The 21,715-nt window shown below is 30.6% G+C and carries 25 protein-coding genes and 1 tRNA gene; 6 read left to right on the top strand and 20 right to left on the bottom strand.

Going from position 1 to position 21,715, the window contains the following annotated elements; genetic code table 11:
• Window positions 1–14: 14 nt before the first annotated feature.
• Window positions 15–560, bottom strand: a complete 546-nt coding sequence (locus AC2GW8_RS06680) for a DUF1599 domain-containing protein (protein ID WP_440881992.1) — start codon at window positions 558–560, stop codon at window positions 15–17.
• Between the two features lie 437 nt (window positions 561–997).
• Here AC2GW8_RS06680 and folP point away from each other — a divergent pair, with 437 nt between their 5' ends.
• Together folP and cdaA are read left to right on the top strand one after the other, a co-directional pair.
• The gene (gene folP, locus AC2GW8_RS06675) at window positions 998–1,816 is read left to right on the top strand and encodes a dihydropteroate synthase (RefSeq protein ID WP_440881991.1); all 819 of its coding nucleotides are present in this window, start codon (window positions 998–1,000) and stop codon (window positions 1,814–1,816) included.
• A gap of 159 nt (window positions 1,817–1,975) precedes the next feature.
• On the top strand, window positions 1,976–2,752 hold the full coding sequence (cdaA, locus tag AC2GW8_RS06670; protein WP_440881990.1) for a diadenylate cyclase CdaA: 777 nt from the start codon (window positions 1,976–1,978) through the stop codon (window positions 2,750–2,752).
• Between the two features lie 39 nt (window positions 2,753–2,791).
• Here cdaA and AC2GW8_RS06665 read toward each other — a convergent pair whose 3' ends face one another.
• From AC2GW8_RS06665 to truA, 3 genes are all read right to left on the bottom strand, one after another.
• The gene (locus tag AC2GW8_RS06665) at window positions 2,792–3,259 is read right to left on the bottom strand and encodes a hypothetical protein (protein ID WP_440881989.1); all 468 of its coding nucleotides are present in this window, start codon (window positions 3,257–3,259) and stop codon (window positions 2,792–2,794) included.
• Between the two features lie 120 nt (window positions 3,260–3,379).
• The gene (locus AC2GW8_RS06660) at window positions 3,380–5,143 is read right to left on the bottom strand and encodes an ABC transporter ATP-binding protein (protein ID WP_440881988.1); all 1,764 of its coding nucleotides are present in this window, start codon (window positions 5,141–5,143) and stop codon (window positions 3,380–3,382) included.
• On the bottom strand, window positions 5,136–5,879 hold the full coding sequence (gene truA / locus AC2GW8_RS06655; RefSeq protein ID WP_440881987.1) for a tRNA pseudouridine(38-40) synthase TruA: 744 nt from the start codon (window positions 5,877–5,879) through the stop codon (window positions 5,136–5,138). The genes AC2GW8_RS06660 and truA overlap by 8 nt, the downstream gene beginning before the upstream one ends.
• Window positions 5,880–6,060: 181 nt before the next feature.
• Between truA and AC2GW8_RS06650 the strand changes: the two genes are divergently transcribed.
• Window positions 6,061–6,558: a metallophosphoesterase family protein gene (locus AC2GW8_RS06650; protein WP_440881986.1), complete on the top strand. Its 498-nt coding sequence runs from the start codon at window positions 6,061–6,063 to the stop codon at window positions 6,556–6,558.
• On the opposite strand, the gene AC2GW8_RS06645 is transcribed toward AC2GW8_RS06650, so the two are convergent.
• The 5 genes from AC2GW8_RS06645 to AC2GW8_RS06625 all read right to left on the bottom strand — a co-directional run bounded on the left by AC2GW8_RS06645 (window position 6,533) and on the right by AC2GW8_RS06625 (window position 10,746).
• A complete protein-coding gene (locus tag AC2GW8_RS06645; RefSeq protein ID WP_440881985.1) occupies window positions 6,533–8,023 on the bottom strand; it encodes a tetratricopeptide repeat-containing sensor histidine kinase in 1,491 nt (496 codons plus the stop codon). The two genes, AC2GW8_RS06650 and AC2GW8_RS06645, sit on opposite strands and share 26 nt — an antisense overlap.
• 14 nt (window positions 8,024–8,037) lie before the next feature.
• Window positions 8,038–8,382 carry a hypothetical protein gene (locus AC2GW8_RS06640; RefSeq protein ID WP_440881984.1) on the bottom strand — a complete coding sequence of 115 codons (345 nt, stop codon included), beginning with the start codon at window positions 8,380–8,382 and terminating at the stop codon, window positions 8,038–8,040.
• Between the two features lie 4 nt (window positions 8,383–8,386).
• Complete coding sequence (locus AC2GW8_RS06635; protein ID WP_440881983.1) at window positions 8,387–9,079, bottom strand: hypothetical protein; 693 nt, start codon at window positions 9,077–9,079, stop codon at window positions 8,387–8,389.
• Window positions 9,080–9,347: 268 nt separating this feature from the next.
• Window positions 9,348–10,001 (bottom strand): response regulator, encoded by a 654-nt coding sequence (locus tag AC2GW8_RS06630; protein WP_440881982.1) that lies wholly within the window; start codon window positions 9,999–10,001, stop codon window positions 9,348–9,350.
• A 316-nt stretch (window positions 10,002–10,317) separates the two neighbouring features.
• A complete protein-coding gene (locus AC2GW8_RS06625) occupies window positions 10,318–10,746 on the bottom strand; it encodes a DUF4293 domain-containing protein (protein ID WP_440881981.1) in 429 nt (142 codons plus the stop codon).
• A 199-nt stretch (window positions 10,747–10,945) separates the two neighbouring features.
• Between AC2GW8_RS06625 and rho the strand changes: the two genes are divergently transcribed.
• Window positions 10,946–12,652 (top strand): transcription termination factor Rho, encoded by a 1,707-nt coding sequence (gene rho, locus AC2GW8_RS06620; protein WP_440881980.1) that lies wholly within the window; start codon window positions 10,946–10,948, stop codon window positions 12,650–12,652.
• Between the two features lie 54 nt (window positions 12,653–12,706).
• On the opposite strand, the gene AC2GW8_RS06615 is transcribed toward rho, so the two are convergent.
• From AC2GW8_RS06615 to AC2GW8_RS06595, 5 genes are all read right to left on the bottom strand, one after another.
• On the bottom strand, window positions 12,707–13,255 hold the full coding sequence (locus AC2GW8_RS06615) for a 5-formyltetrahydrofolate cyclo-ligase (protein WP_440881979.1): 549 nt from the start codon (window positions 13,253–13,255) through the stop codon (window positions 12,707–12,709).
• 2 nt (window positions 13,256–13,257) lie between these two features.
• The gene (locus AC2GW8_RS06610) at window positions 13,258–13,623 is read right to left on the bottom strand and encodes an MmcQ/YjbR family DNA-binding protein (protein WP_440881978.1); all 366 of its coding nucleotides are present in this window, start codon (window positions 13,621–13,623) and stop codon (window positions 13,258–13,260) included.
• Window positions 13,624–13,850: 227 nt separating this feature from the next.
• Window positions 13,851–14,465: a DUF4230 domain-containing protein gene (locus AC2GW8_RS06605; RefSeq protein WP_440881977.1), complete on the bottom strand. Its 615-nt coding sequence runs from the start codon at window positions 14,463–14,465 to the stop codon at window positions 13,851–13,853.
• A 110-nt stretch (window positions 14,466–14,575) separates the two neighbouring features.
• A complete protein-coding gene (locus AC2GW8_RS06600) occupies window positions 14,576–15,598 on the bottom strand; it encodes a phytase (protein WP_440881976.1) in 1,023 nt (340 codons plus the stop codon).
• 173 nt (window positions 15,599–15,771) lie between these two features.
• A tRNA-Pro gene (locus AC2GW8_RS06595) sits at window positions 15,772–15,846 on the bottom strand.
• Between the two features lie 155 nt (window positions 15,847–16,001).
• On the opposite strand from AC2GW8_RS06595, the gene trxB reads away from it, so the two are divergent.
• Window positions 16,002–16,940: a thioredoxin-disulfide reductase gene (gene trxB / locus AC2GW8_RS06590; protein WP_440881975.1), complete on the top strand. Its 939-nt coding sequence runs from the start codon at window positions 16,002–16,004 to the stop codon at window positions 16,938–16,940.
• Between the two features lie 63 nt (window positions 16,941–17,003).
• Here trxB and AC2GW8_RS06585 read toward each other — a convergent pair whose 3' ends face one another.
• Window positions 17,004–18,149, bottom strand: coding sequence for a histidine decarboxylase (locus AC2GW8_RS06585; RefSeq protein ID WP_440881974.1), 1,146 nt, complete (start codon window positions 18,147–18,149; stop codon window positions 17,004–17,006).
• Between the two features lie 162 nt (window positions 18,150–18,311).
• Between AC2GW8_RS06585 and AC2GW8_RS06580 the strand changes: the two genes are divergently transcribed.
• The gene (locus tag AC2GW8_RS06580) at window positions 18,312–18,764 is read left to right on the top strand and encodes an Lrp/AsnC family transcriptional regulator (RefSeq protein ID WP_440881973.1); all 453 of its coding nucleotides are present in this window, start codon (window positions 18,312–18,314) and stop codon (window positions 18,762–18,764) included.
• A 16-nt stretch (window positions 18,765–18,780) separates the two neighbouring features.
• On the opposite strand, the gene AC2GW8_RS06575 is transcribed toward AC2GW8_RS06580, so the two are convergent.
• The 5 genes from AC2GW8_RS06575 to AC2GW8_RS06555 form a co-directional block, all read right to left on the bottom strand.
• Window positions 18,781–19,440 carry a rhomboid family intramembrane serine protease gene (locus AC2GW8_RS06575; RefSeq protein ID WP_440881972.1) on the bottom strand — a complete coding sequence of 220 codons (660 nt, stop codon included), beginning with the start codon at window positions 19,438–19,440 and terminating at the stop codon, window positions 18,781–18,783.
• 110 nt (window positions 19,441–19,550) lie between these two features.
• On the bottom strand, window positions 19,551–20,501 hold the full coding sequence (locus tag AC2GW8_RS06570; protein WP_440881971.1) for a hypothetical protein: 951 nt from the start codon (window positions 20,499–20,501) through the stop codon (window positions 19,551–19,553).
• Window positions 20,502–20,532: 31 nt separating this feature from the next.
• Window positions 20,533–20,808, bottom strand: coding sequence for a hypothetical protein (locus AC2GW8_RS06565; RefSeq protein WP_440881970.1), 276 nt, complete (start codon window positions 20,806–20,808; stop codon window positions 20,533–20,535).
• Between the two features lie 3 nt (window positions 20,809–20,811).
• Complete coding sequence (locus AC2GW8_RS06560) at window positions 20,812–21,399, bottom strand: hypothetical protein (protein ID WP_440881969.1); 588 nt, start codon at window positions 21,397–21,399, stop codon at window positions 20,812–20,814.
• A 13-nt stretch (window positions 21,400–21,412) separates the two neighbouring features.
• Entirely contained in the window at window positions 21,413–21,664 is a 252-nt protein-coding gene (locus AC2GW8_RS06555; protein WP_440881968.1) for a hypothetical protein, read from the bottom strand.
• Window positions 21,665–21,715: the final 51 nt, after the last annotated feature.

Below are 21,715 nucleotides of genomic sequence, written 5' to 3'. Positions count from 1 at the left end.
GGGATTTTTATTTTTTAACTATCTGATTCAGAGTGGTGAATTAAAGCAAAAATAGCATAATTAATGATGTCTTGATAGTTTGCGTTGATTCCTTCTGAAATAATGGTTTTTCCTTTGTTATTTTCTATCTGTTTTACTCGAAGAAGTTTTTGTAATATTAGATCGGTTAGAGATGAAACTCTCATGTCTCTCCAAGCTTCTCCATAGTCATGATTTTTATTTTCCATTAACTTTTTGGTTAATGAAATGTGTTTATGGTAAAGCTCAATAGCTTTTTCATTAAGTAAGTCAGGTTGATCTGCATGCCCTAATTCAATTTGAATGAGAGCCATAACAGAGTAATTTATAATACCTATGAATTCAGATACTTCTCCTTCATCTACTTTTCTCAAAGAATTCTCTTGAAGCTGTCTGATACGTTGTGCCTTGATAAAAATTTGATCCGTTAAAGAAGGAAGTCTCAAAATTCTCCAAGCAACGCCATAATCAGCCATCTTTTTGACAAATAAGTCTTTACACTGTTTTACAACGGTATTGTATTGATTTGATGTGTCCTTCATTTTTTTAATTCTGAAATAATACCGTAAAAATAAGAAATCAAATAGGTTTTCCTTTACTTTTGTGTAATAAATTAATTATGTCTTTAAAGGTAAAAAATATCATGGTTTCTTGTATTAAATTAAATAAATTTCTTTATCAAAAGAAATTGAAGTCAACAATTTAAGTGTTTTTTTGCAAAAAAAAACAAGATAGAAATAGTATTGAAAACAATAATTATTACACAATGCTTAGCAATTGCTAATTAGAAATAATAGCTGAATCAATCAGGTAAAACTAAAGTTATTTTGTAGTGTGGAATTATACGAAGCTAACAATTCAATTAATACATAAGCTATTTAGATAAAACAATAATATAAAAGCGGTTTTGAAGTAAATTAAGATCATAAAAAGATTAAAATATAGAAAATAATTACCAAACAAATTAAAAATTTAGTAGATGACGATTAATTGCAAAGGTAAGTTGGTTGACTTGAGTTCACCAAAAGTAATGGGAATACTTAATTTAACCCCAGATTCTTTTTATGACGGAGGTAAGTATAAGAACGAAAAAGAAGTATTGTTACAGGTTGAAAAAATGGTTGAAGAAGGCGCTACTTTTATCGATGTTGGAGGGTATTCCTCAAGACCAGGGGCAAAACATATTTCTGAAGAAGAAGAGTTAAAAAGAGTTGTTGCTACAGTTTCCTCAATTCTAGCAGAGTTTCCTGGTATTTTAATTTCTATAGATACATTTCGTAGTCGTGTTGCCGAAGAAACAATAAGAGCAGGAGCTGCAATTATTAACGATATTTCAGGAGGTGAAATGGATGAGAATATGTTTAAAAAAGTAGCCGAACTTCAAGTGCCTTATATTTTAATGCATATGCAAGGCGTTCCGCAGAGTATGCAGTCTAATCCTAACTATAATGATATAGTGAAAGAACTAATCTTTTATTTTTCTGATAAAATATCAAGGTTAAGGGAGTTACAAGTAAAAGATGTTGTTATTGATGTTGGATTTGGATTTGGAAAAACTTTAGAAAATAATTACGAGTTATTAAAAAAATTAGCATTGTTTTCTAACTTGGAGGCTCCTATTTTAACGGGAGTTTCGAGGAAATCTATGCTATATAAGCCACTCGAGATAACTGCAATTGAAGCCTTAAACGCCACCACAGTTGCCAATACTATCGCTTTGTTGAACGGAACTAATATTTTAAGAGTTCATGATGTAAAGCCAGCGGTTGAAGCAATTAAAGTTGTGAGTTATCTTTAATTTATATCAATTATTGTGTACTTTTGTTGCACTTGAATTTTATTTAGACTGATAACTCTTGAGTAACCTCTCATTACTAATATATTTACTGAACAAAAGCTATAGCATTACTTCGAATAAAATAAGTACATTTACCAGACAGTTAAAAGCTATTTTGGTTTGAATTTTATTGATTTTTCTATTTTAGATGTATTGGATATTATACTGGTAGCAGGTCTTATGTATTATGCTTATAAATTACTAAAGGGTACTGTAGCGATAAATATAGTCATTGGCATTGCATTGATTTTTGTAATTTGGAAAATTACGCAAACATTGCATATGGAAATGTTAAGTGGAATACTAGGATATCTCTTATCAGGAGGAGTTATTGCTTTATTGATTGTTTTTCAACAAGAAATTAGAAAGTTTTTGTTGATGATTGGCACTACAAATTTTTCTACTAAGCGAAGTCTTCTTAATCAATTAAAGTTTTTAAAATCAGAAATTAGTGTTGAAATAGAAGCTGATACCATATTAAAGGCCTCTGTTAATTTATCGAAGACCAAAACAGGTGCTTTAATTGTTATAGAGCGAACGAATAATTTAGACTTTCTGGTCAATACAGGCGATAAAATGAATGCACAAGTAAACATTGCCATCCTTGAAAGTATTTTCTATAAGAATAGTCCTTTACATGACGGTGCCATTATAATTAGAGATAATTATATTATTGCTACAAGGGTCATTTTACCCATAGCTGAAAATTCACAGATACCACTTAGATTTGGATTGCGTCACCGGGCTGCTATCGGAGTATCGGAAAGAACAGATGCTTTGTGTATTGTCGTTTCTGAGGAAACTGGCGAAATATCCTATATAAAAGACGGAGAATTTGTATTGTATGATACAGTCGAGGAACTAATTAAAAAATTAGATAAAGATGTAGTTACATAAAAAAGGTTCTGTTAAGAACCTTTTTTATGATAATTTATTTTATTTGGAAGCGGACATTTTAGCTTGAATAGCACTCATTACGCTGTTGAATTTTTCCTTACTTTCGGCGTCTAAATTTTTTATTAATTCAGCACCTTTACTCGCCAATTCAGCGCCTTTTTTTGCAATAGAGGCACTTTTTAGAGCATCTCCTTTAGCAGCAATACACTCTTTAGCATAAGTAGCATAATTTTTTAAATGATCTTCTACTTCTTTGTTGTCAAAACTAGGTATTGATACACCATCTAAAACAGATTCGATAGATTTTGCAACCTCACCGGCTACTTCTTCCGTTTTTTCAGCAACTTTCGTAGCTGCGTCTCCAACAGATTCAGATACCTTATCAACAGCTCCTTCTGTTTTTTCTACTGCGGCTTCTACAGCGTTTTTAGTTTCTTCTTTAGCTTGTTTACATGAGGTCGCAAGTACTGAACTTACGATCAAAGCTGATAGAATTACTTTCTTCATGATCTTGTGATTTTTAGTTTTAAGATTGAAAAACAAATGTAATCATTTGATTGAATGAAACAAACAATGAGAGTATTTAATTAAGTTAAAAAATAGTTTAATTAATATATTTTATAAAGGCTAACTTGACACTTCATTAAATTGAACTTCATATAATTTTTTGTAGTATCCATTTGATATTTTAAGAAGCTCTAAATGATTGCCTTGTTCCACTATTTTTCCTTGATCCATTACAATAATCTTATCAGCTTTTTTTACTGTAGCAAGTCTATGTGCTATTACAATAGAAGTTCTGTTTTTAGTTATTTGATCTGTAGCAAATTGAATCATTTGCTCAGAATAAGAGTCCACGGAAGAAGTTGCTTCATCTAGTATTAAAATGCTAGGTTTACTAACATAGGCTCTTAAAAAAGCAATTAGCTGACGTTGACCAGATGACAGCATGCTTCCTCTTTCTTTAACATTATAATTATAATTATTAGGCAAACTCATTATGAACTCATGAATTCCAATTTTTTTGGCGGCTATTTTAACTTCTTTTAGGGAGATAGAATTATCATTTAGAGTAATATTATTAAATATTGTATCTGAAAATAAAAACACATCTTGTAAAACAATAGCGACCTTACTTCTTAAAGAAGAAATATCATATTCACTAACGGGAATAGAGTCTACATAAATTTGGCCACTATCAATTTCGTAAAATCTACTGATTAAGTTTATAATAGTTGATTTGCCAGCACCAGTTGATCCAACTATTGCAATAGTTTGCCCTTCAGTTACATCAAAACTAATACCTTTTAAAACTTCAGTTTCTTTAACATAACTAAAATGAACATTCGAAAAAGAAATATGACCTTTTAGATTATTCGCTGGAGTTGTACCACTTTTATCAATAGTACTTTCGGTATCAATAATTTGGAAAACACGTTCTCCTGAAACAATTCCCATTTGAAGTTGATTAAATTTATCTGCAATTTGGCGTAGTGGTCTAAAAAGCATTTGGGCCATTTTAATGAAGCCTATAATGGAACCAAGAGAAACATTAGAGTCTTTTATAACTTGAAAGCCTCCATACCAAACTATTAAACCGATTGCAATAGAGGATAAAATTTCTGCAATTGGAAAGAATATGGAATAATACCAAACAGTTTTTATATGTGCTTTTTTATGCTTATCGTTTATTTCTATGAAGTTCTTGTATTCAATTTTTTCACGATTGAATAATTGCACTATTTTCATACCAGTAACACGTTCCTGAATAAAGCTATTAAGGTTCGCTACTTGATTTCTTACGTCTTGAAAAGTAGCTTTTATGGCTATTTGAAATAATTTTGTTGCATAGATTAGAATAGGTAAAACGGCAAGTGCGATAAAAGTAAGTTTCCAGTTTATAATAAGCATAAGGATGGTCACTATAATCATTTTTAAAATATCACTTACTATCATAAACACACCTTGAGTAAAAAAGGTAGCAATAGTTTCAATATCTGATACAACTCTAGTGACTAATTTCCCAACAGAGTTTTTGTCAAAGTATCCCATTTTGAAAGCCAGTATTTTTTGGAAAACTTTGATTCTTATATCCCTAATAATATGCTGGCCAACCCAGTTGGCATAGTAAATAAAAGAGAATTGTAAGGTTACCTGAATTAAAAGTATTATAAGTAAGAGAACCGAATTGTTTATTAGTTCGGTAAGGTTTTTTGTTTTGCTGAAATCATTAATTGCATGAATTAAAATATAAGGGTCAGCAGCAGCAGCTACAGCCAAAAGTACAGTTGATGATACTGCAATAGTAAATTTTAATTTATAATTTTTTGCAAAGTTCATTAACCTTGAAAAAATTCTAATATCAAATGCTTTTCCTGAATTTTTACTCACCTAGTTTATAGTTATATGAAACATTTGTTAAAAATAGGCCTTTTGCTGGAACTGATGCACCTGCATTCTCTCTATTTTTACTTTCAATAATTTTTTTCATATCCTCAGATTGCTTTTTTTGTAAACCAATATCAAGTAAAGTTCCTACAATGGCCCTTACCATATTTCGTAAAAATCTATCAGCCGATATATAAAATGTAAGACTATTCCCTGTTAAAACCCAATTAGCGCTCGTTATTTTACAGTTAAATGTTTTTACATCAGTTTTAACTTTTGAAAAACACTGAAAATTTTCATATTGATATAAAATTTTTGCAGCATCGTTCATTGCATTTATATTTATGTCAGTGTATAGAAGCTGCCAAGTTGTATCTAATAAAAACGGATTTCTGCCCAACCATATTCTATACTCATAACTTCTACTGATTGCATCAAACCTAGCGTGAGAGTCATCTTTAACCAAGGTAGTGTTATGAATGACAATGTCATTTGGTAATAGTGCGTTTAACTTGAAAGAAAAGTTAGCTTTCAGTATTTTATTCGTATCAAAATGTGCATACATTTGTGATGCATGCACACCAGCATCTGTTCGACCAGCTCCTATTACATTTACAGGTTCTTGGAGAATTGTAGAAATAGCCTTATTTAGCTTTTCTTGTATTGAAATAGAATGCGGTTGTACCTGCCATCCATGATAATTTTTTCCATTGTATGATAGTTCAATAAAGTAACGCAATAGCTGTATAGTTTAATATGCAAAATTATGGAATTTAAAATGAAAAAATAAATACAATTTTTTCTATTATAATTTTATGGAGCATACTTATTTTATGAAAAATAGCAGAACGTATTTACACTATTTTGGGTAGTTTTGTAGCATATAAATACAGGGATATCATTTTAAAAAGAAGTGTTGAATGAAGAAAATATTATTAATGTCAGATACACACAGTTTCATGGATGAACAGATTTTAAAATATGTAAAAAAAGCTGATGAGGTGTGGCATGCAGGGGATATTGGGAGTATTGAGGTAACTGAAAAAATACGAAAAAATAAACCTTTAAGAGCTGTTTACGGAAATATTGATGATAAAGATGTTAGAATAGAATTTCACGAAGATATAATTTTTGTTTTAGAAGGGGTAAAGGTCTTTATGACTCACATTGGGGGATATCCTAATAAATATAAGGCAAGGGTAAAAGAAATAATAGCATCTTCTAGGCCAAACCTGTTTATTTGTGGGCATTCTCATATTTTAAAAGTCCAGTTTGACCAAGAATATAATTTATTACACTTAAACCCAGGAGCAATTGGAAAACATGGCTTTCATAAAACACGAACAATGCTTCGATTTGAATTAGATGGTGGTCAAATTAAAAATTTAGAAATTATTGAGTTGGGTAAACGAAACTAGTTTGTAGGTTATTTTGAACGGGTACTGAAAAAGTTATCTTAGATCCTTCATCCAGCCTTGATTCAACAAGAAAGTTTCCATTCATCATTTGTATTCTTGCTTCGACTTGATTTAGACCTAATCCTCCTTTATTTCTACTACTATTACGTTCTTTACAGTCAAATCCAATTCCATCATCTTCAATACGAACCGACAGAAAGTTGTTTTGATCAGTGAGTATAATATAAGCATTAGAAGCTCTACTATGTTTTAGAATATTATTTATAAGTTCATGTATTACGTTGTATAGTTTTATTTCAAATTCTTGATTATAACGGTTTATATTAGTTATTTCAGCATGAAATTCAAGCTCTATATTTGAATATTTTTTGGCAATATCTTTAATAGCATATCCTAATCCAAACTTTAGAAGAACAGGAGAAACTAAGTTATGTGAAAGATCTCGTACTTTTTGTGATGCTTCTAGAATGATCTCTTGTGCTTTGTGTAATTCAATGGGGATTTCACCATTAAACTGTCTTTTTGATGCATGTAAATGCATGTTGGCAGAAGACAATAATGCACTTACACTATCATGCAATGTTTCTGCTATTTGCTTTCTTTCTGTTTCTTTTCCGTCAATTGCTGCATTTAATATTTTTACTTGTGCTTCTGATTTTAAGTGATCAATTTTTTGTTTTTCAACTAATTTACTTTGTTCAAGTTTTAATTTTAGATTACGTTGACGCAAACGAATATTGTAGATAACAACAGCAGATATGACTAGTGTTAAAAGGGTAATGGCAGCAAAAAGATAAGTCGTAACTGTTTTTCTTTGTTTTAAAAGAGTTGTCTGGTTTTTGACCAACGAAATTTTTTGTTTTTCCAAATTCTCTTTATGCTTACTTTCTATGCTTAACAAGATCTCTTTTATTTCTGTGTCTTTGAGGCTATCACGAAGATTAATAGATTTATCTAAATAGTCATAAGCCTTGTAGTTTTTTTGATTGTACATAGCCCATGATAGATTTTCAAAAAATACCTCTTTAAATCTCAAAGATTTTAGATCGTTATTATTTTCAATTAAATTAATTGCTTTTAGGTAGAACTTCCTTGCCTTCTCATATTGTTCTTGTTCGATATATATACTAGCAAGACTAGCTATTGAGGCAGCTTGAGAGGCTTTATCTCCTAATTTTTCTTTAATATTAATTGCTTTTAGAGCATATTCTTCAGCTTTCTTATAATCTCTCCCTTTTGGGTAATAATAAAATAAATTAGAGAGATTGTTATAGGCTTTAGATTTTAAATAAAGTACTTTGTTGTTTTCTAAAGAGCTTTTAATTAGTTTTTTATAAAAGTATTTAGCACTGTCAATATGGTCTAATGAATGATGAGCTGCTCCTTTTTTTAATAAAATGTTTAGGTAATTAGTGTTAATATGGTGTGTTAGATTCCCGTTCTCTGTAAATTGATCACGTGTCAATTTAATTTTTTTATTTATATCAGGGCCTTATTATAATAAGATAAGGCTTTTTCATAGCTGCGAATTTCCCTAAAAATGTCGCCTATAATATTATTGAGTTTATATGATAATTCTAAATTCTTTTCTTGCTTGCTATGGTCTAGTGCTAAAAGCGTATGTTTGAGTGCGTTTGAATATTTTTTAGAATTAAGTAGTTTTTTTATAGAATCTATACCAATAGGGGTAGAATCTTTGATTTTGATGTTATTAGAAAGAACCGCATTTGAAGCGGTTCTAGTTTTTGTAAGACCAATCTTGTTATAAGTAATAAACAACGTAAACAAGATCAATATAAAAGTTATAAATATTTTTTTTTCCATTTATTTATATGAAAACTTCCTCAATTATTTGCCTAGGCTTTTTATTAATATGAATGCGTTTACTTTTTTTGTTGTATTTATGATTAACAAAATCTATTTTTAGAATTTTTTTATCGGATACATTAATATTTCTTGAGAAATACTTATTTTTTGACTTGCCTGATTTTAAATGAACTTCATGAGTTTTATTTTTCTCGTTGTATATAAAATCAGCGATAACATTATCCTTTACTTCAAAGTTTAACGTAAAACTACCATCCGTATTTTTCGTCAAACTATAATCATTTAAGAATTTTGGTTTATCAGATTTATTTTTGTTGTAAAAATCATCTTCGATTGTAATATAAGAATTTTTTTTATTCGTAGCCTCAAGTATGTTTATTTTTAGTAGTTCATCGTCTATTAAAAATTGAGTTTTACCCTTTTTATTGTTGTTTAGGTGATGTGTTTGTGATATTACAATTTCGTTAGTGTTGTCAGGATTTTTATAAGTATCAATTTTGGTGTTTTTTGGAGTATCGAAATTAATAAAATAGGATCCGTCCGGATTTCTATCGATAGTATAAGATTGTACTTTAGAAGATTTATCTTTATTAATATTCGGTGATGTATTTGATATGATTTCTGATTCGTTAGAAGAACAAGAAATTAAAATTAGAGTACTAAAAGAAAGGAAAAATAAAACAAGTTTTTTCATGATTTTGGCATTTTAAATAATTTAAGAATAGATGAGAAATATTTTTAAAAGGTGATGTACTTAGTGTAGACAGATGGAGATACGGGGGACGTTTCTCATAATTAGGGGATAAAGAAAACAAAATGAAGGGGTTCTCTAAACTATGTTATTTTAATAACGCGTACATCACCATTTAATATTTTACTTGTAGCTCTTAGCGATGTAATTAATTAGGGGAGTTATAGTGTCTATATTATCTTTGGGGGTAAAGATAATATGAATGAAAGGACTATACTATTTTATTCCTAACCGCATACATCGCTAAACCTACTACGTTTTTTACTTTTAATTTTTTATATAGATTTCTTCGATACGATTCGACAGTTTTAACACTAATACTTAATGTATCAGCTATTTCGGATGAACTTTTTTCTTGTGCAATTAGCTTTAAAACTTCTATTTCTCGTTCAGTTAAATCTTTGTGAGAATCATCCTTATCCATGTTTCTTTTAGAGCTTGCTACATAAAGATTAAATAGTTTACTTTTTATGTCTTCGTTGAAATATTGTAATCCTTTGTTTACAGCTCTAATTGCATCCACAATATACTCACTTGCACAGCTTTTTTCTAAAAAACCATTAGCACCTAAGGCTATCATTTCTTGTACTAATTTAGGATCGCTTAAACTCGAAAGTATTATGGTGCGAATCCTCACATCTCGTTGCTTAAATACTTTTAAAACATCAATACCATCCATTTCTGGCATATTTATGTCAAGTATTAAAACATCCGCAGTATTCGTGGCAGACCAATTAATAACTTCTTTACCTGTGAGAGAGAAGCCTTCTACTTCAATATCATCCTCTATATTTATAAGAGCCATCACTCCTTCTATAAGAATTTTGTGATCGTCGGCTATATGAACTTTAATCTTTGTACTCATTTGTTTGCTTTTACAAATTTATTTGATAATCAGCTCATTTGCAATACTCATAATCCCTAGATAAGGTTAAGGGTTTGTACTAAACCCTTTAGGGATAACCCTTATTTGTCTCTTAAATTAACATTATAAGGTTTTAATGTATAGCTTTTTAAGCTGCGTTTTTTTTTTAAATAAAGGGTCTTCTTGGGTAAATTTAATATAAAAAGATCAATTATTTCCTTAAAGCGGATTATATTTAAACATTAACTTTAATAAAACTAAAAACCGAAAGTGGAAACTTTCGGTTTTTTGCACTAAATATACTAAGATGTTAGGTTTATCGCAATCTATCAACAGATTTTACAAGATCTTCATCCTTTTTAATGGCTTTTTTTGCTAAGTATAAAAGCAAAATAACAAAAAGAGGAATGAACATCCCAATATCTTTCTTAGAACCGTTAAGTTCTCCAGATAATATTTGTGATAAATAAATCAATAATCCTAATAAAAAAATGTTTATCATTATAGAGATTTGACATAACAAAATTTGGTGTTTTCTGTTTTTAAACAGAAAAATAGTAATACACATAATTAATGCGGATACTAAAAATAGTATGGGGACTAAACTTTCAGTAAAACTTTGATTCTCTAGTAGAGTTCGCGCATGGTTAACTTTACCTGCTTCAAATCTCTTTAAAAAAATAGGAGATAAAGCTGAAAGAATAGTGGCAATTAATAAATATATAGTTTGTAATCTTTGAATCATAAAATTTATTTCGCTACAAAAATAATATTTCTTTTTTTAAAAAGAAATATAACAAGTTAAAATATTTGTATATATTTGTGTCGATAAGTTACCGCATTTTTAACTGTTATACACTTCAAATAACAATACAATCAAGAAAGACAAACAAGTAATTTTAAATTCTTTAGAAGTGGGAATTTTTAACCTAATATTTTAACGAATGTTCGAAATTTCGGAATTAAAAGCTAAGAAATTAACTGACTTACAGTCGATTGCTAAAACTATTGGATTGACTAGAATCAGTCAGTTGAAAAAATTAGATTTAGTTTATAAAATTTTAGATGCTCAAGCAGAGGCCGTAAACAATAAGAAAGAAGAAAAAAAGCCAGCTGAAAAGAAAGTATCAAAAGTAGTCGATGCAAATGACAATAAGCCAAGGAGAAGGAGAATCTCAAAAAAAGAGAATGAAACCACTTTAGAACCTGTAGAAGAGACTGTTAGTGATAAGAAAGTGCTTCCTAAAGAGACCAAACTTATTAAAACTAAAAAGAAAGAAATTCAGCCTGTAAAAACACCTAAAAACAGTTCAGAAGAAGTTGTCAAGAAGAGTGTTGTTGTTGCAGATGATAAGAAAAATCAAAATAATAATTCCAGTAGTAATAATAATAATAGACGGGGAAGTAAGAATCATCAGGGGGTAAATAACCAAAATAACACTCAAAATCACAACAAAAACAAACATCATCAACATCAAAATAAGAGTAAAAACCAGTACAAAAGTGGTAACAAATATAGAGATCCTGATTTTGAGTTTGATGGTATTATTGAAAGTGAAGGAGTATTAGAAATGATGCCAGATGGGTACGGTTTTCTGCGATCGTCTGACTATAATTATTTATCATCACCGGATGATATTTATGTATCACAATCACAGATTAAATTATTTGGTTTAAAGACAGGTGATACCGTTCGAGGAAATGTGCGTCCACCAAAAGAAGGAGAAAAATATTTTCCTCTAATTCGAGTTTCAAAAATAAATGGTTTAAGTCCGAATATTGTCAGAGATAGAGTATCTTTTGAGCATTTAACTCCTCTTTTTGCGAATGAGAAATTCAATTTAGCGCAAAAAGGTAGCTCGTTGTCGACAAGAATTATTGATTTGTTTTCACCAATAGGTAAAGGACAGCGTGGTATGATTGTAGCGCAACCGAAAACAGGTAAAACCATGTTATTAAAGGATGTTGCGAATGCTATTGCTGCTAATCATCCAGAAGTATATCAAATTGTTTTATTGATCGATGAAAGACCGGAGGAAGTTACCGATATGCAGAGAAGCGTTCGAGGTGAGGTGGTAGCATCTACATTTGATGAACCAGCAGACAAACACGTACGAGTAGCTAATATTGTATTGGAAAAAGCGAAGCGTTTGGTAGAGTGTGGGCATGATGTAGTGATCTTATTAGATTCTATCACGCGTTTGGCAAGAGCGTATAATACGGTAGCACCAGCATCCGGAAAAATCTTATCCGGTGGTATTGATGCGAATGCCTTACACAAGCCAAAAAGATTCTTTGGGGCAGCAAGAAATATAGAAAATGGAGGTTCTCTAACTATTATTGCAACAGCACTTACGGAAACAGGATCGAAGATGGATGAGGTGATCTTTGAGGAGTTCAAAGGAACTGGTAATATGGAATTACAGTTAGAACGTAATATTGCAAATAGAAGAATTTACCCAGCAATAGACTTGATTAAATCAAGTACGCGTCGTGATGATTTACTGTTAGACGAGAAGACAGTGCAGCGTATGTGGGTGTTGCGTAAATACTTAGCAGATATGAATCCTATTGAAGCTATGGAGTTTATTCAGCAAAGAATCAAAACTTCGATTAATAACGAAGAGTTTTTGATTTCTATGAACGGATAATAAATAGTATATAAAATATATAAGAAAATCCTGCTTTAAGAAAGGCGGGATTTTTTATTTGGAAAAAATGATGCTATGTAAAGGAACATCGAACTTATTTATATCGGTAATGGTAGGAATTGGAGGAAAGAAATTTAAACCAATGGTATACACGTCTTTTTTACAAGAAGCTAAAAAACGGTCATAGAAGCCTTTTCCATATCCTACTCTGTAATTCATTTCATCAGATATAAGAAGTGGTACAAAAACAAGATCTATATTTTTTACATCAAACTTTTCTGCTGCTACAGGCTCTGGAATGCCATAGGTGTTCTCTACCAGTTTGGTGTCTTTGGTTAAAATAAAATGTTCTAAGGTGTTATTTTCAAAATTGCTTTTACTTATGATTACTCTTTTTCCTAGGTTTTGTATGTATGAAATAATAGGGAACGTATTTATTTCTTTCTGTCTTGCAATCGGAAGAAAAATATGAATGTTTTGAAATCTGGAAAAATCTATTTGAAATACCTGCGCATAAATAGAATCTAAGTAGGTGTCAATTATATTGGTTGTAAGTGCTTTTCTCTTCTGTTTGAATAATCGACGAGCTTCTTTTTTGTTCATAGTTAAAGTGAATTCAATTCTTGTTTTAGTTTTTTGGTTAACTTTTGTATTACAATATCGTAAGAATGATCGATCAATTCACAAAGTAATGCGTCCGTAACATCTGCATTAACCGTAATGGTATTCCAGTGTTTTTTATTCATATGATATCCAGGAGAAATACTGTCGTAGTTAGCTCTTAATTCTTCCGACCATTCTGGATCGCATTTGAGATTTATTTTTTGTTCTCCATTTTCCCATTTTTGTAATCCTACCAATGCAAACATTTTTCCCATTACTTTAAATGCGAGGGTGACTTCGTCAAAGGGAAAATGTTCGGTTGCTCCTTTTTTGGAAATACAATATTGGTGGAGTTGTTCAATGTTCATCGTTTTTTTAAGGATTTAATCAGTAGTAAAGTAAAGGGTATTAAGGAAGATAAAAGTAAAAAATATTTTATGATTTATACAACAAAAAAAAGCCAACTCTTGGCTAATATTATACATATCCAATTTTAATTCCACTATTTTTAGCCTGGTGAAATGGTCTATTGCATAACTATACTATAAAGGTAATAGCAAGGATGGATAATTTAATTTTTGCTTTAGGAAGTATTTTATTGGTCTAGAAGTGATTGGTGTCCGTTCGGTAATTTCAGAGCAGAATAGTCTAAACGCCACCCTATAGTTTCCACTAAATTATGCATAAGTAATATGGCGTCCATTGCCTCTTGGTTGGCAGTTTGCATTAAATTGCTTTCGGGGACTTTTTGAATAATATGTTCTTTCGCTTCTTCATTTACAGCGGTTAAGTCTTCCGAACTAAATTTATTTAATAGGCCATTTTGAATGTCATAAAATTTAATATTTGGTTCAATAGAAAATATTTCTGGTTTTGGAAATTCAGAGAGTAGAATGGTTTTTGTACTGTTGTCTGCTTTCATTTTAATTTTTCGGAAATCAAATCCAATATGTACTTTGGCATTGATAATAATGATTGCTTTCTTCTTACTGGTAAAAAGTCCAAGAAATTTTTCTTTCGAGTTTTGATGATGATAGATTTCTGCAAATTCTCCTTCTACTGTAATTAATTTGGAAACCTTTTTTATTTTATCTAGTAAGACAATAGATTGTTTTTCCGTTAGGTTTTTGTTGGTTCTGTAGGTGAACTTCTTAAAAACAAAATACGATATAATAGCACCTCCGGCTAGACCTAAAAAAAGTAATTCCATAGATACGAATTTACTAAAACTAACGGAATATTCTAGTATCTACTTAAAAAGCAAATAAGGCCAACTTGTAAAAATAAGTTGGCCTTAAGTAATCTTTGAAGAAATATAATCTAAGGGATTAATTTTTTTAGATCGTAAAAGTAAAAATCTTTATCATCGTTCATGGCAACAAATAGCCCGTTTGGGAATTTATCGCCCAAGGGAGTGGTAGTTATTTCACAACCATCAGTTCTAGTTGTTGTTAAGTCTATTTTTTTAATAAAGGTATTTGTTTTCCTATCAAATATATTAAATGAGTTCTGTTGCTGATTCGAGATAATAATGTATCCATTTTTATTATTCATTTTAGCGATAGCAATCCCTTCTATATCCTCTTTGAATAATTCACCACCAAAAACAGCGATTTCTTTATTTCCTTTTTCAGGATCTGCATGATATTTTCGAACACCATGTTTTTCATCAGAGTAGTATACGTATCCTAATTCTTCATCAACAGCTATAGATTCTATTTCCTTTTTACCACTAAATTTACCAAATTTCCTAACAAGTTTATGTTTTACACTTCCATTTTCAGCGTAGATTTCATATTGGTATAGGTACTTTTCTTTAGGACCATTTTTTCTACTAATGATCGCGTATAATTTTTTATTACCAAAAGATTTGTAAAGAGCAATTCCCATAGGAAGATTATATCCAGGTTTTCTCTCATCTCTGAAAACTTTAAATCCACCATTATCAATTGATTTCATATCAGGTACAGTAAAAATTCTTATTTGATTTAGTTCTCTTTCTGTAAAAGCAATAATATCTTTTGAAATGCTATCATTTAATTTAAAATTATAAGCAACATCAATATTGTTTGGGCGTTTAATGTTTCTTATACATTTATTAGTGATTATTTTCCCTTCTAAATCAAAGGCATATATAGCGCCATTTGCATTCTTGTCTGTGCCAAAAATAATACTATTTTCCGCATTGGTTTTATTGATCCAAATAGCTGGGTCGTCAGTGTCGTTTAGTGTTTTCTCGGTTCTTATATCAGGAAGTACTTTCTTTGTATGGTTTGTTTTTTTACAATTATATGTAGTTAATATGATAAAAGTGACTAGAATTTGTACTTTAAATATTTTCATGAGTATCTTTAAATAGAATGTTATGTTTAATTAACGATTATTTGTTTTTTTTATGATGTTTACTTCTTAATAATGTTGAAGTAGTTCTCAATTTAATAAATAGAATTATTTTAAAGATGAGGTATTTAAATAGCAAAAAAGGCAATAGAAAATTTTTCTTTTGCCTTTAAATGTCGGGGTGGCAGGATTCGAACCTGCGACCTCCTGCTCCCAAAGCAGGCGCGATGACCGGGCTACGCTACACCCCGATTAATTGCGGATGGCAAATATATAAAAAAAAGAAAACTAACTAAAAAAATATAATATTTTTATTAGCTATTGACCAATAGTCAAAACATATCTTTGGAGGGTGTAAGAAAAATAAAAAGAACTAAATTTGTAATTATAAATATATAAGAAAGAAATGGCAGAAAAAATTAAATGTTTAATAATAGGTTCTGGACCAGCAGGATATACAGCGGCTATTTACGCCGCGAGGGCAGATATGAAACCAGTTATGTATACTGGATTACAAATGGGAGGTCAGTTAACAACGACAACAGAAGTAGATAATTTTCCAGGCTATCCAAATGGTACAGACGGAACAGCTATGATGGAAGATTTAAAAGGGCAAGCAGAACGATTTGGTACCGATGTACGTTTCGGAATGGTGACAAAAGTTGATTTTTCAAAAGAGGAAGGGGGTATACATAAAGTTGTTGTTGATGAGTCTGTAGAAATAGAGGCTAACACTGTTATTATTTCAACAGGAGCTACTGCAAAATATCTAGGTTTACCATGCGAGCAAAGACTTATGGGAGGCGGTGTGTCGGCATGTGCTACTTGTGATGGTTTCTTTTATAAAGGACAAGATGTCGTTGTGGTAGGAGCAGGTGATACAGCTGCAGAGGAAGCTACTTATTTATCTAACATATGTACTAAGGTTACAATGTTGGTTCGTAAGGATTATATGAGAGCTTCTAAAGCAATGCAGCATAGAGTTAATAAAACTGAAAATATAGAAGTATTGTTTAATACAGAAATTGAAGAAGTTTTAGGAGATAAGGTTGTTGAAGGTGTAAGAGCAATTAATAATAAGACTGGAGAAAAAACGGAAATTTCTGTAACAGGCGTTTTTATAGCAATTGGCCATACGCCCAATACACAATTATTTAAGAATGTTTTAGAAATGGATGAAACAGGTTATTTGATAACCAAAGGAAAGTCAACAAAAACAAATTTACCAGGAATATTTGCCGCTGGAGATGTTCAGGATAAAGAGTATCGTCAAGCTGTGACAGCAGCAGGAACTGGCTGTATGGCAGCTTTAGATGCGGAACGATATTTAGGAGGCCTGGAATAAATAAGTTGTTTTTTAAAAAAAAATAGAAACAAATATTATACAATACTTGTTTCTATTTTTTTATTAAAAATAAATAAATTCTTCTTCCATCTTTTCCTCTGATATAGAGGTAACATCTTTTATAAATTCATCAATTTGATGCTTACTAACATTTGGCATACATATGATGTGTGTAATTTCTCCCTCTGTAGCTAATTGCCATTTGTTTTTAATAGATTCTGGCATTTTAGGGAGAACAACTGTAATAGCACCAGGGTTACTCCATGCAGTTATACCAATTTTACAAAGTTCTTGTTTACAATATTCTGCAACTTCTAAGCTATCCTGGTATCTGGCTCTAAGGCCTTCTATACCCATTTGTTGAATAGCATACCACAAAAATAAAGGACTGTGTCCGTTCCTAGAACCTGTAATGGTTGTATCTAAAGAACCAATATAGGATATTCCTTTGGAAACTCGATCACGAAGAGAACGTCTTGTAATTATTACTCCCGCTGGAATTGGCGATCCAATAAATTTATGCCCACTTATAGCAATACTATCTGCTCCGTCTATAAAATCAAATGGAATATAGGGCTCCAAAAAAGGGCCAAATGATCCTGCTAAAGCACCATCACAATGAATGTAATGATCTTGAATGGCTAATTTTTTTAAAATATCTTTTACTTTAGAAACATCGTCTTTAGCTTCTTTCATAGTGGTACCATAAGTGGTTAAGATAATAGCGGGTTTATGGCGATTAAAACGAAGTGTTTCTTCTAAGTCGTTATAGTCTATTTCTCCATTTTCTTGTGAACGAATGACAATACTAGGTATGTTTAATAAATGAATGTTTTTCTTAACACTATAGTGTGTTGATTCTGAGTAGTACACCATCGCTTTTGGATACATTTCTCTTGCAATATACAAACCATATAGATTGCTTTCCGAACCTCCATTTGTAACATAGCCCCAGTAATCTTTTGGGTTTGCTCGAAATAGTTTTGCAAAGAAATTGACTACTTCTCTTTCAATTTCATGAGTCTGTACTTTGTAGGTACTGTCTTCAAAAGGATCTCCAAGATTATTAATAGGATACTTCAAAAAATCATATAGTGCTGAATAATCAAAATCTTTAGATACAGGATAACCCAAAAACGTATCTCTTGCATTTTGTATGTTATTTAGTAAGTCGTTTAAATGATTGGAGAGTTCTTTTTTAGTATTCATGCTCAATTTAATTTAATTAAATATCACTGTAAAAATACAGATTTTGAAATAGTTAACTGAAAATTGATATAATTTTAGAAAATATTTACTATTTTGTTGATTTAAAAGGTTTTTTAACTTTTTAGGATATTTAGATATAGTATATTTAGAAAATAGTTCTTTATGGATCAGTTAGATATAGAAATTTTGAGAGCTTTACAGGAGAACGGAAAGCAAAATACGAAAGAAGTCGCTTCGAAAATAGGTTTAACAGTAACACCAACTTATGAGAGAATCAAACGATTGGAACAAAAAGGCGTCATAAAAAAATACGTCGCTATTTTGGATAGAAAACTAGTAGGTAAGGAAATAATAGCTTATTGTCAAATCACTTTACATAAACATCAAAAAGAAATGATTGAAGTTTTCAAAAAGCATATGTATTTTTTAGATGAAGTTATGGAATGCCACCATGTTTCAGGTAATTTTGATTTTTTATTGAAAGTAGCAGTAGATAATATGGGTAGTTTTCAAGTATTTATTAATGAAAAACTGGCTACTGTTGATGGAATTTCTACAATTCATAGTTCGTTTGTGATGGATTCGAATAAAAATACTACGGTATACACTTTGTGATATGAGTACTATTTTATCAAAATAGATTGTTTTTTTTCAAGATTATGAATAAGAAAATAGAAGATGGTATTATGGTGAGTAAAATTGGGATATAATTTTCAAAAAGTGCATGTGGGTAAAATAGTATAGCCACAAGCATTCCTGAAAAAGCACCTCCGAGATGTGCTTCATGACCAATATTGTCATTATTTGCTTTGATACCGTAAATAGAGTAGCCTATATAGAGTAAACCAAATAGCCAACTTGGAATGCCTATAGGTAAAAATAGTAAACCTATTCGTATTTCTGGGAATAGGGCAATGGCGGCGAAAATAATACCACTTACCGCGCCTGAGGCACCGACTGCGCTATAGTGTTGGTTATTTTTATGCATAATAATAGCAAAGACATTTCCAGCAAGTAAGCTTGCGAAATATAATAAAAGAAACGATATTCCTCCTAATTGTCTTTCTAAAATAGTTCCAAAAGAGAAAAAACTGAACATGTTGAATAAGAGATGCGTCCAATCCACATGAAAGAAGCCTGAGGTTAGGAGTCGTTTGTAATCTTTTCCAACTAAAATTTTACCAATATTGAATTTGTATTGATTGAAAAATTGCCAATCGTTAAATCCTTTATAAGAAGCAGAAAAATTAGCAATAATTATAAGTAAACTTATAGGGCCTATATCATTCATAAATGAAATATTCTTTTTTATTTGTGCAATAGTAAAAAAAGATCGTTAGTATATCTAACGATCTTTTAAAATAATTTAAAACTAGCAAATATCATTCACTTAAGAAGATTTTACCAAAGTGCTCTCTTTGGAAGTGCTTCTTGCGCAAGCTTAGCTTTATCAGTAAAATTATTCCCTTTTGGAAGTTCTTTTTTTAATACATCTCCAGCAAGGTCTTTTATTATATTATCATCATTGTTAGATCCTGCCCCTCCTTGATTTGATTGAATATTAGCTCTTTTGAAAACACGAAATGGTCCATGGCTAGATCCTCCAGGTTCTCCTACTGGGTAATTATTACCTACAGGGGTACCATCTTCTTTTTGTGTAGCTACATCAATAAATTGTTTTGTACTATTATAAATAGCAATGCAAGCATTTCCGTGGTATCCAGTAATTTTATCAAACCATTTGGTTTTGACGTCTACTTCTGCTAAAGCTTTCATTTTCTCATTGAAGCTATTTGCATATGCTAGACGTAATTCATTAGTGCCTTGCATAGTTCCCATACACTGATTTTCTGGAAGGTTTCCAGCTGTTTTTCCAGCCCTTGTATAGCTAATAAAGTTTTTGTTGAAACTTTCTATATAATTATTTAAATGTGGACTTGGTCCAACTTTTATGTCAATAACAATACCTTTTCTTGTGCCTCCTATGTATGATTTTGTTACATCTACCGTATTGTATATTTGATCCATATGATTGGATGCTGGACGAACAATATTTGGCACTTCTGAAAGCCATTTGGTTAATGTTTTTCTAGTATCACTCAGGGCTTTTTTAGGGTCATTAACGTCTGTAACAGCATCGTCTTCTTTTAAAATAGTTGCAAGATCGAAAATAGTTGCGTCTTCAGCTGTTATACCTAAACTTTCATAAGTTCTTTTAGGATCTCCAAAAAAAGGTGTAGTGTATAGGTTCACTTCGTGCCCAAATGCTCTCCAAGATGCAATATTGAATTTTTCAAGTGGTCCTAGCGGATTACTACCCAACCAAACGTAGTTTATTGTAATATTACTCATAATTTTATTATTTAATTTATTCAAAAGTTTTTTATCTATTGGTAAGTTTTCCAACAAGACTTACCAAAAAATTTACCCCATTATTTATTTTAGAAATAGTTTTAACTTTTTCGTTATTTGATATGGTGGCGTCTTTAATCTCTTCTAAAACAAGTGCTGCATTTTGCTTACTAATAGCACTTTGCTTTAACAAAGCATCAATATCTTTAATATTTAGTTTTGTCAAACTTTCAAAATCTTTTTGAAGATCTTTTTCGGTTTGAGAAGAAGCTTTATTAGCTAGGTCATTCCAGTTTATTTCATCCATAGTTTATTTATTACTTTTAGGGCTAACCATTTGATTTAGTTTAGTATTGATATTTTTGTAAAATCCTTCAATAGATTGTTGTATTTTATCAACATTTATTTCCTGACCTGTTAAGTTTTTTATAGAATTAAGGGTTTGTCTTTGTTCTTCTTGTAATTTTGCTCCAGATGTAATTAGATCGTGTAATACGTATGTAGCCCTGCTATATTCAGTATAATTATCACTTAATACTGAGATGAATTCATTTTCCTGTTTTTCTAACAAGCTTTGTAAGGAGTCCTTTTTTCTTAGTAAAACAGGTACAATATTTTCTATTATTTTGGGTAATTGTTCCTTATAGTCCAAATCTTCAGGGAGTAATTTTTTATAGTTTGAAACTACTTTCGGAAGATATTTATTATTGATAAATGAATTTACAGCATTTCTTCGTTCCTCAAAAAGTTGCTTAATTAATGCTATATTCAGTTTGTGCATTTCTTTTGATTCTTTCATAATTTCTTCCGATAATTTAACTGAAGATTTAGGAATAGAAGTACATGAAGAAATAACAAAAAGAGCTAATGTTAAGGCTGGTATAAATGTTTTTTTCATTATTGAAGAGTGACTAATTATTTGTTTCAGATAATGTGTTATTTGCAGCTATTGGCTCATTAGCATTAAACCAAAAATTTAGTATTTGTGCAACGGCTCCAGTTAAAACACCTAATAAAATTTTCACTTCACCTATAAGAGAGTTTTCTCCTTTTTGCATATTTAAAGAGTCACTAACCTCCACATATAGTATAATTACCAAAAGAAATAAATATCCTACTAAAAATAGCAAGCTAAAAATAAATTGTACTTTTCTTACACTCATTGATTATATAATTTATAGTTTATGTTTCATATTTATTAACAATAAAGAAGT

The organism is Tenacibaculum profundi, from assembly GCF_057162725.1.
This window is presented reverse-complemented; position numbering and strand designations above follow the sequence as displayed.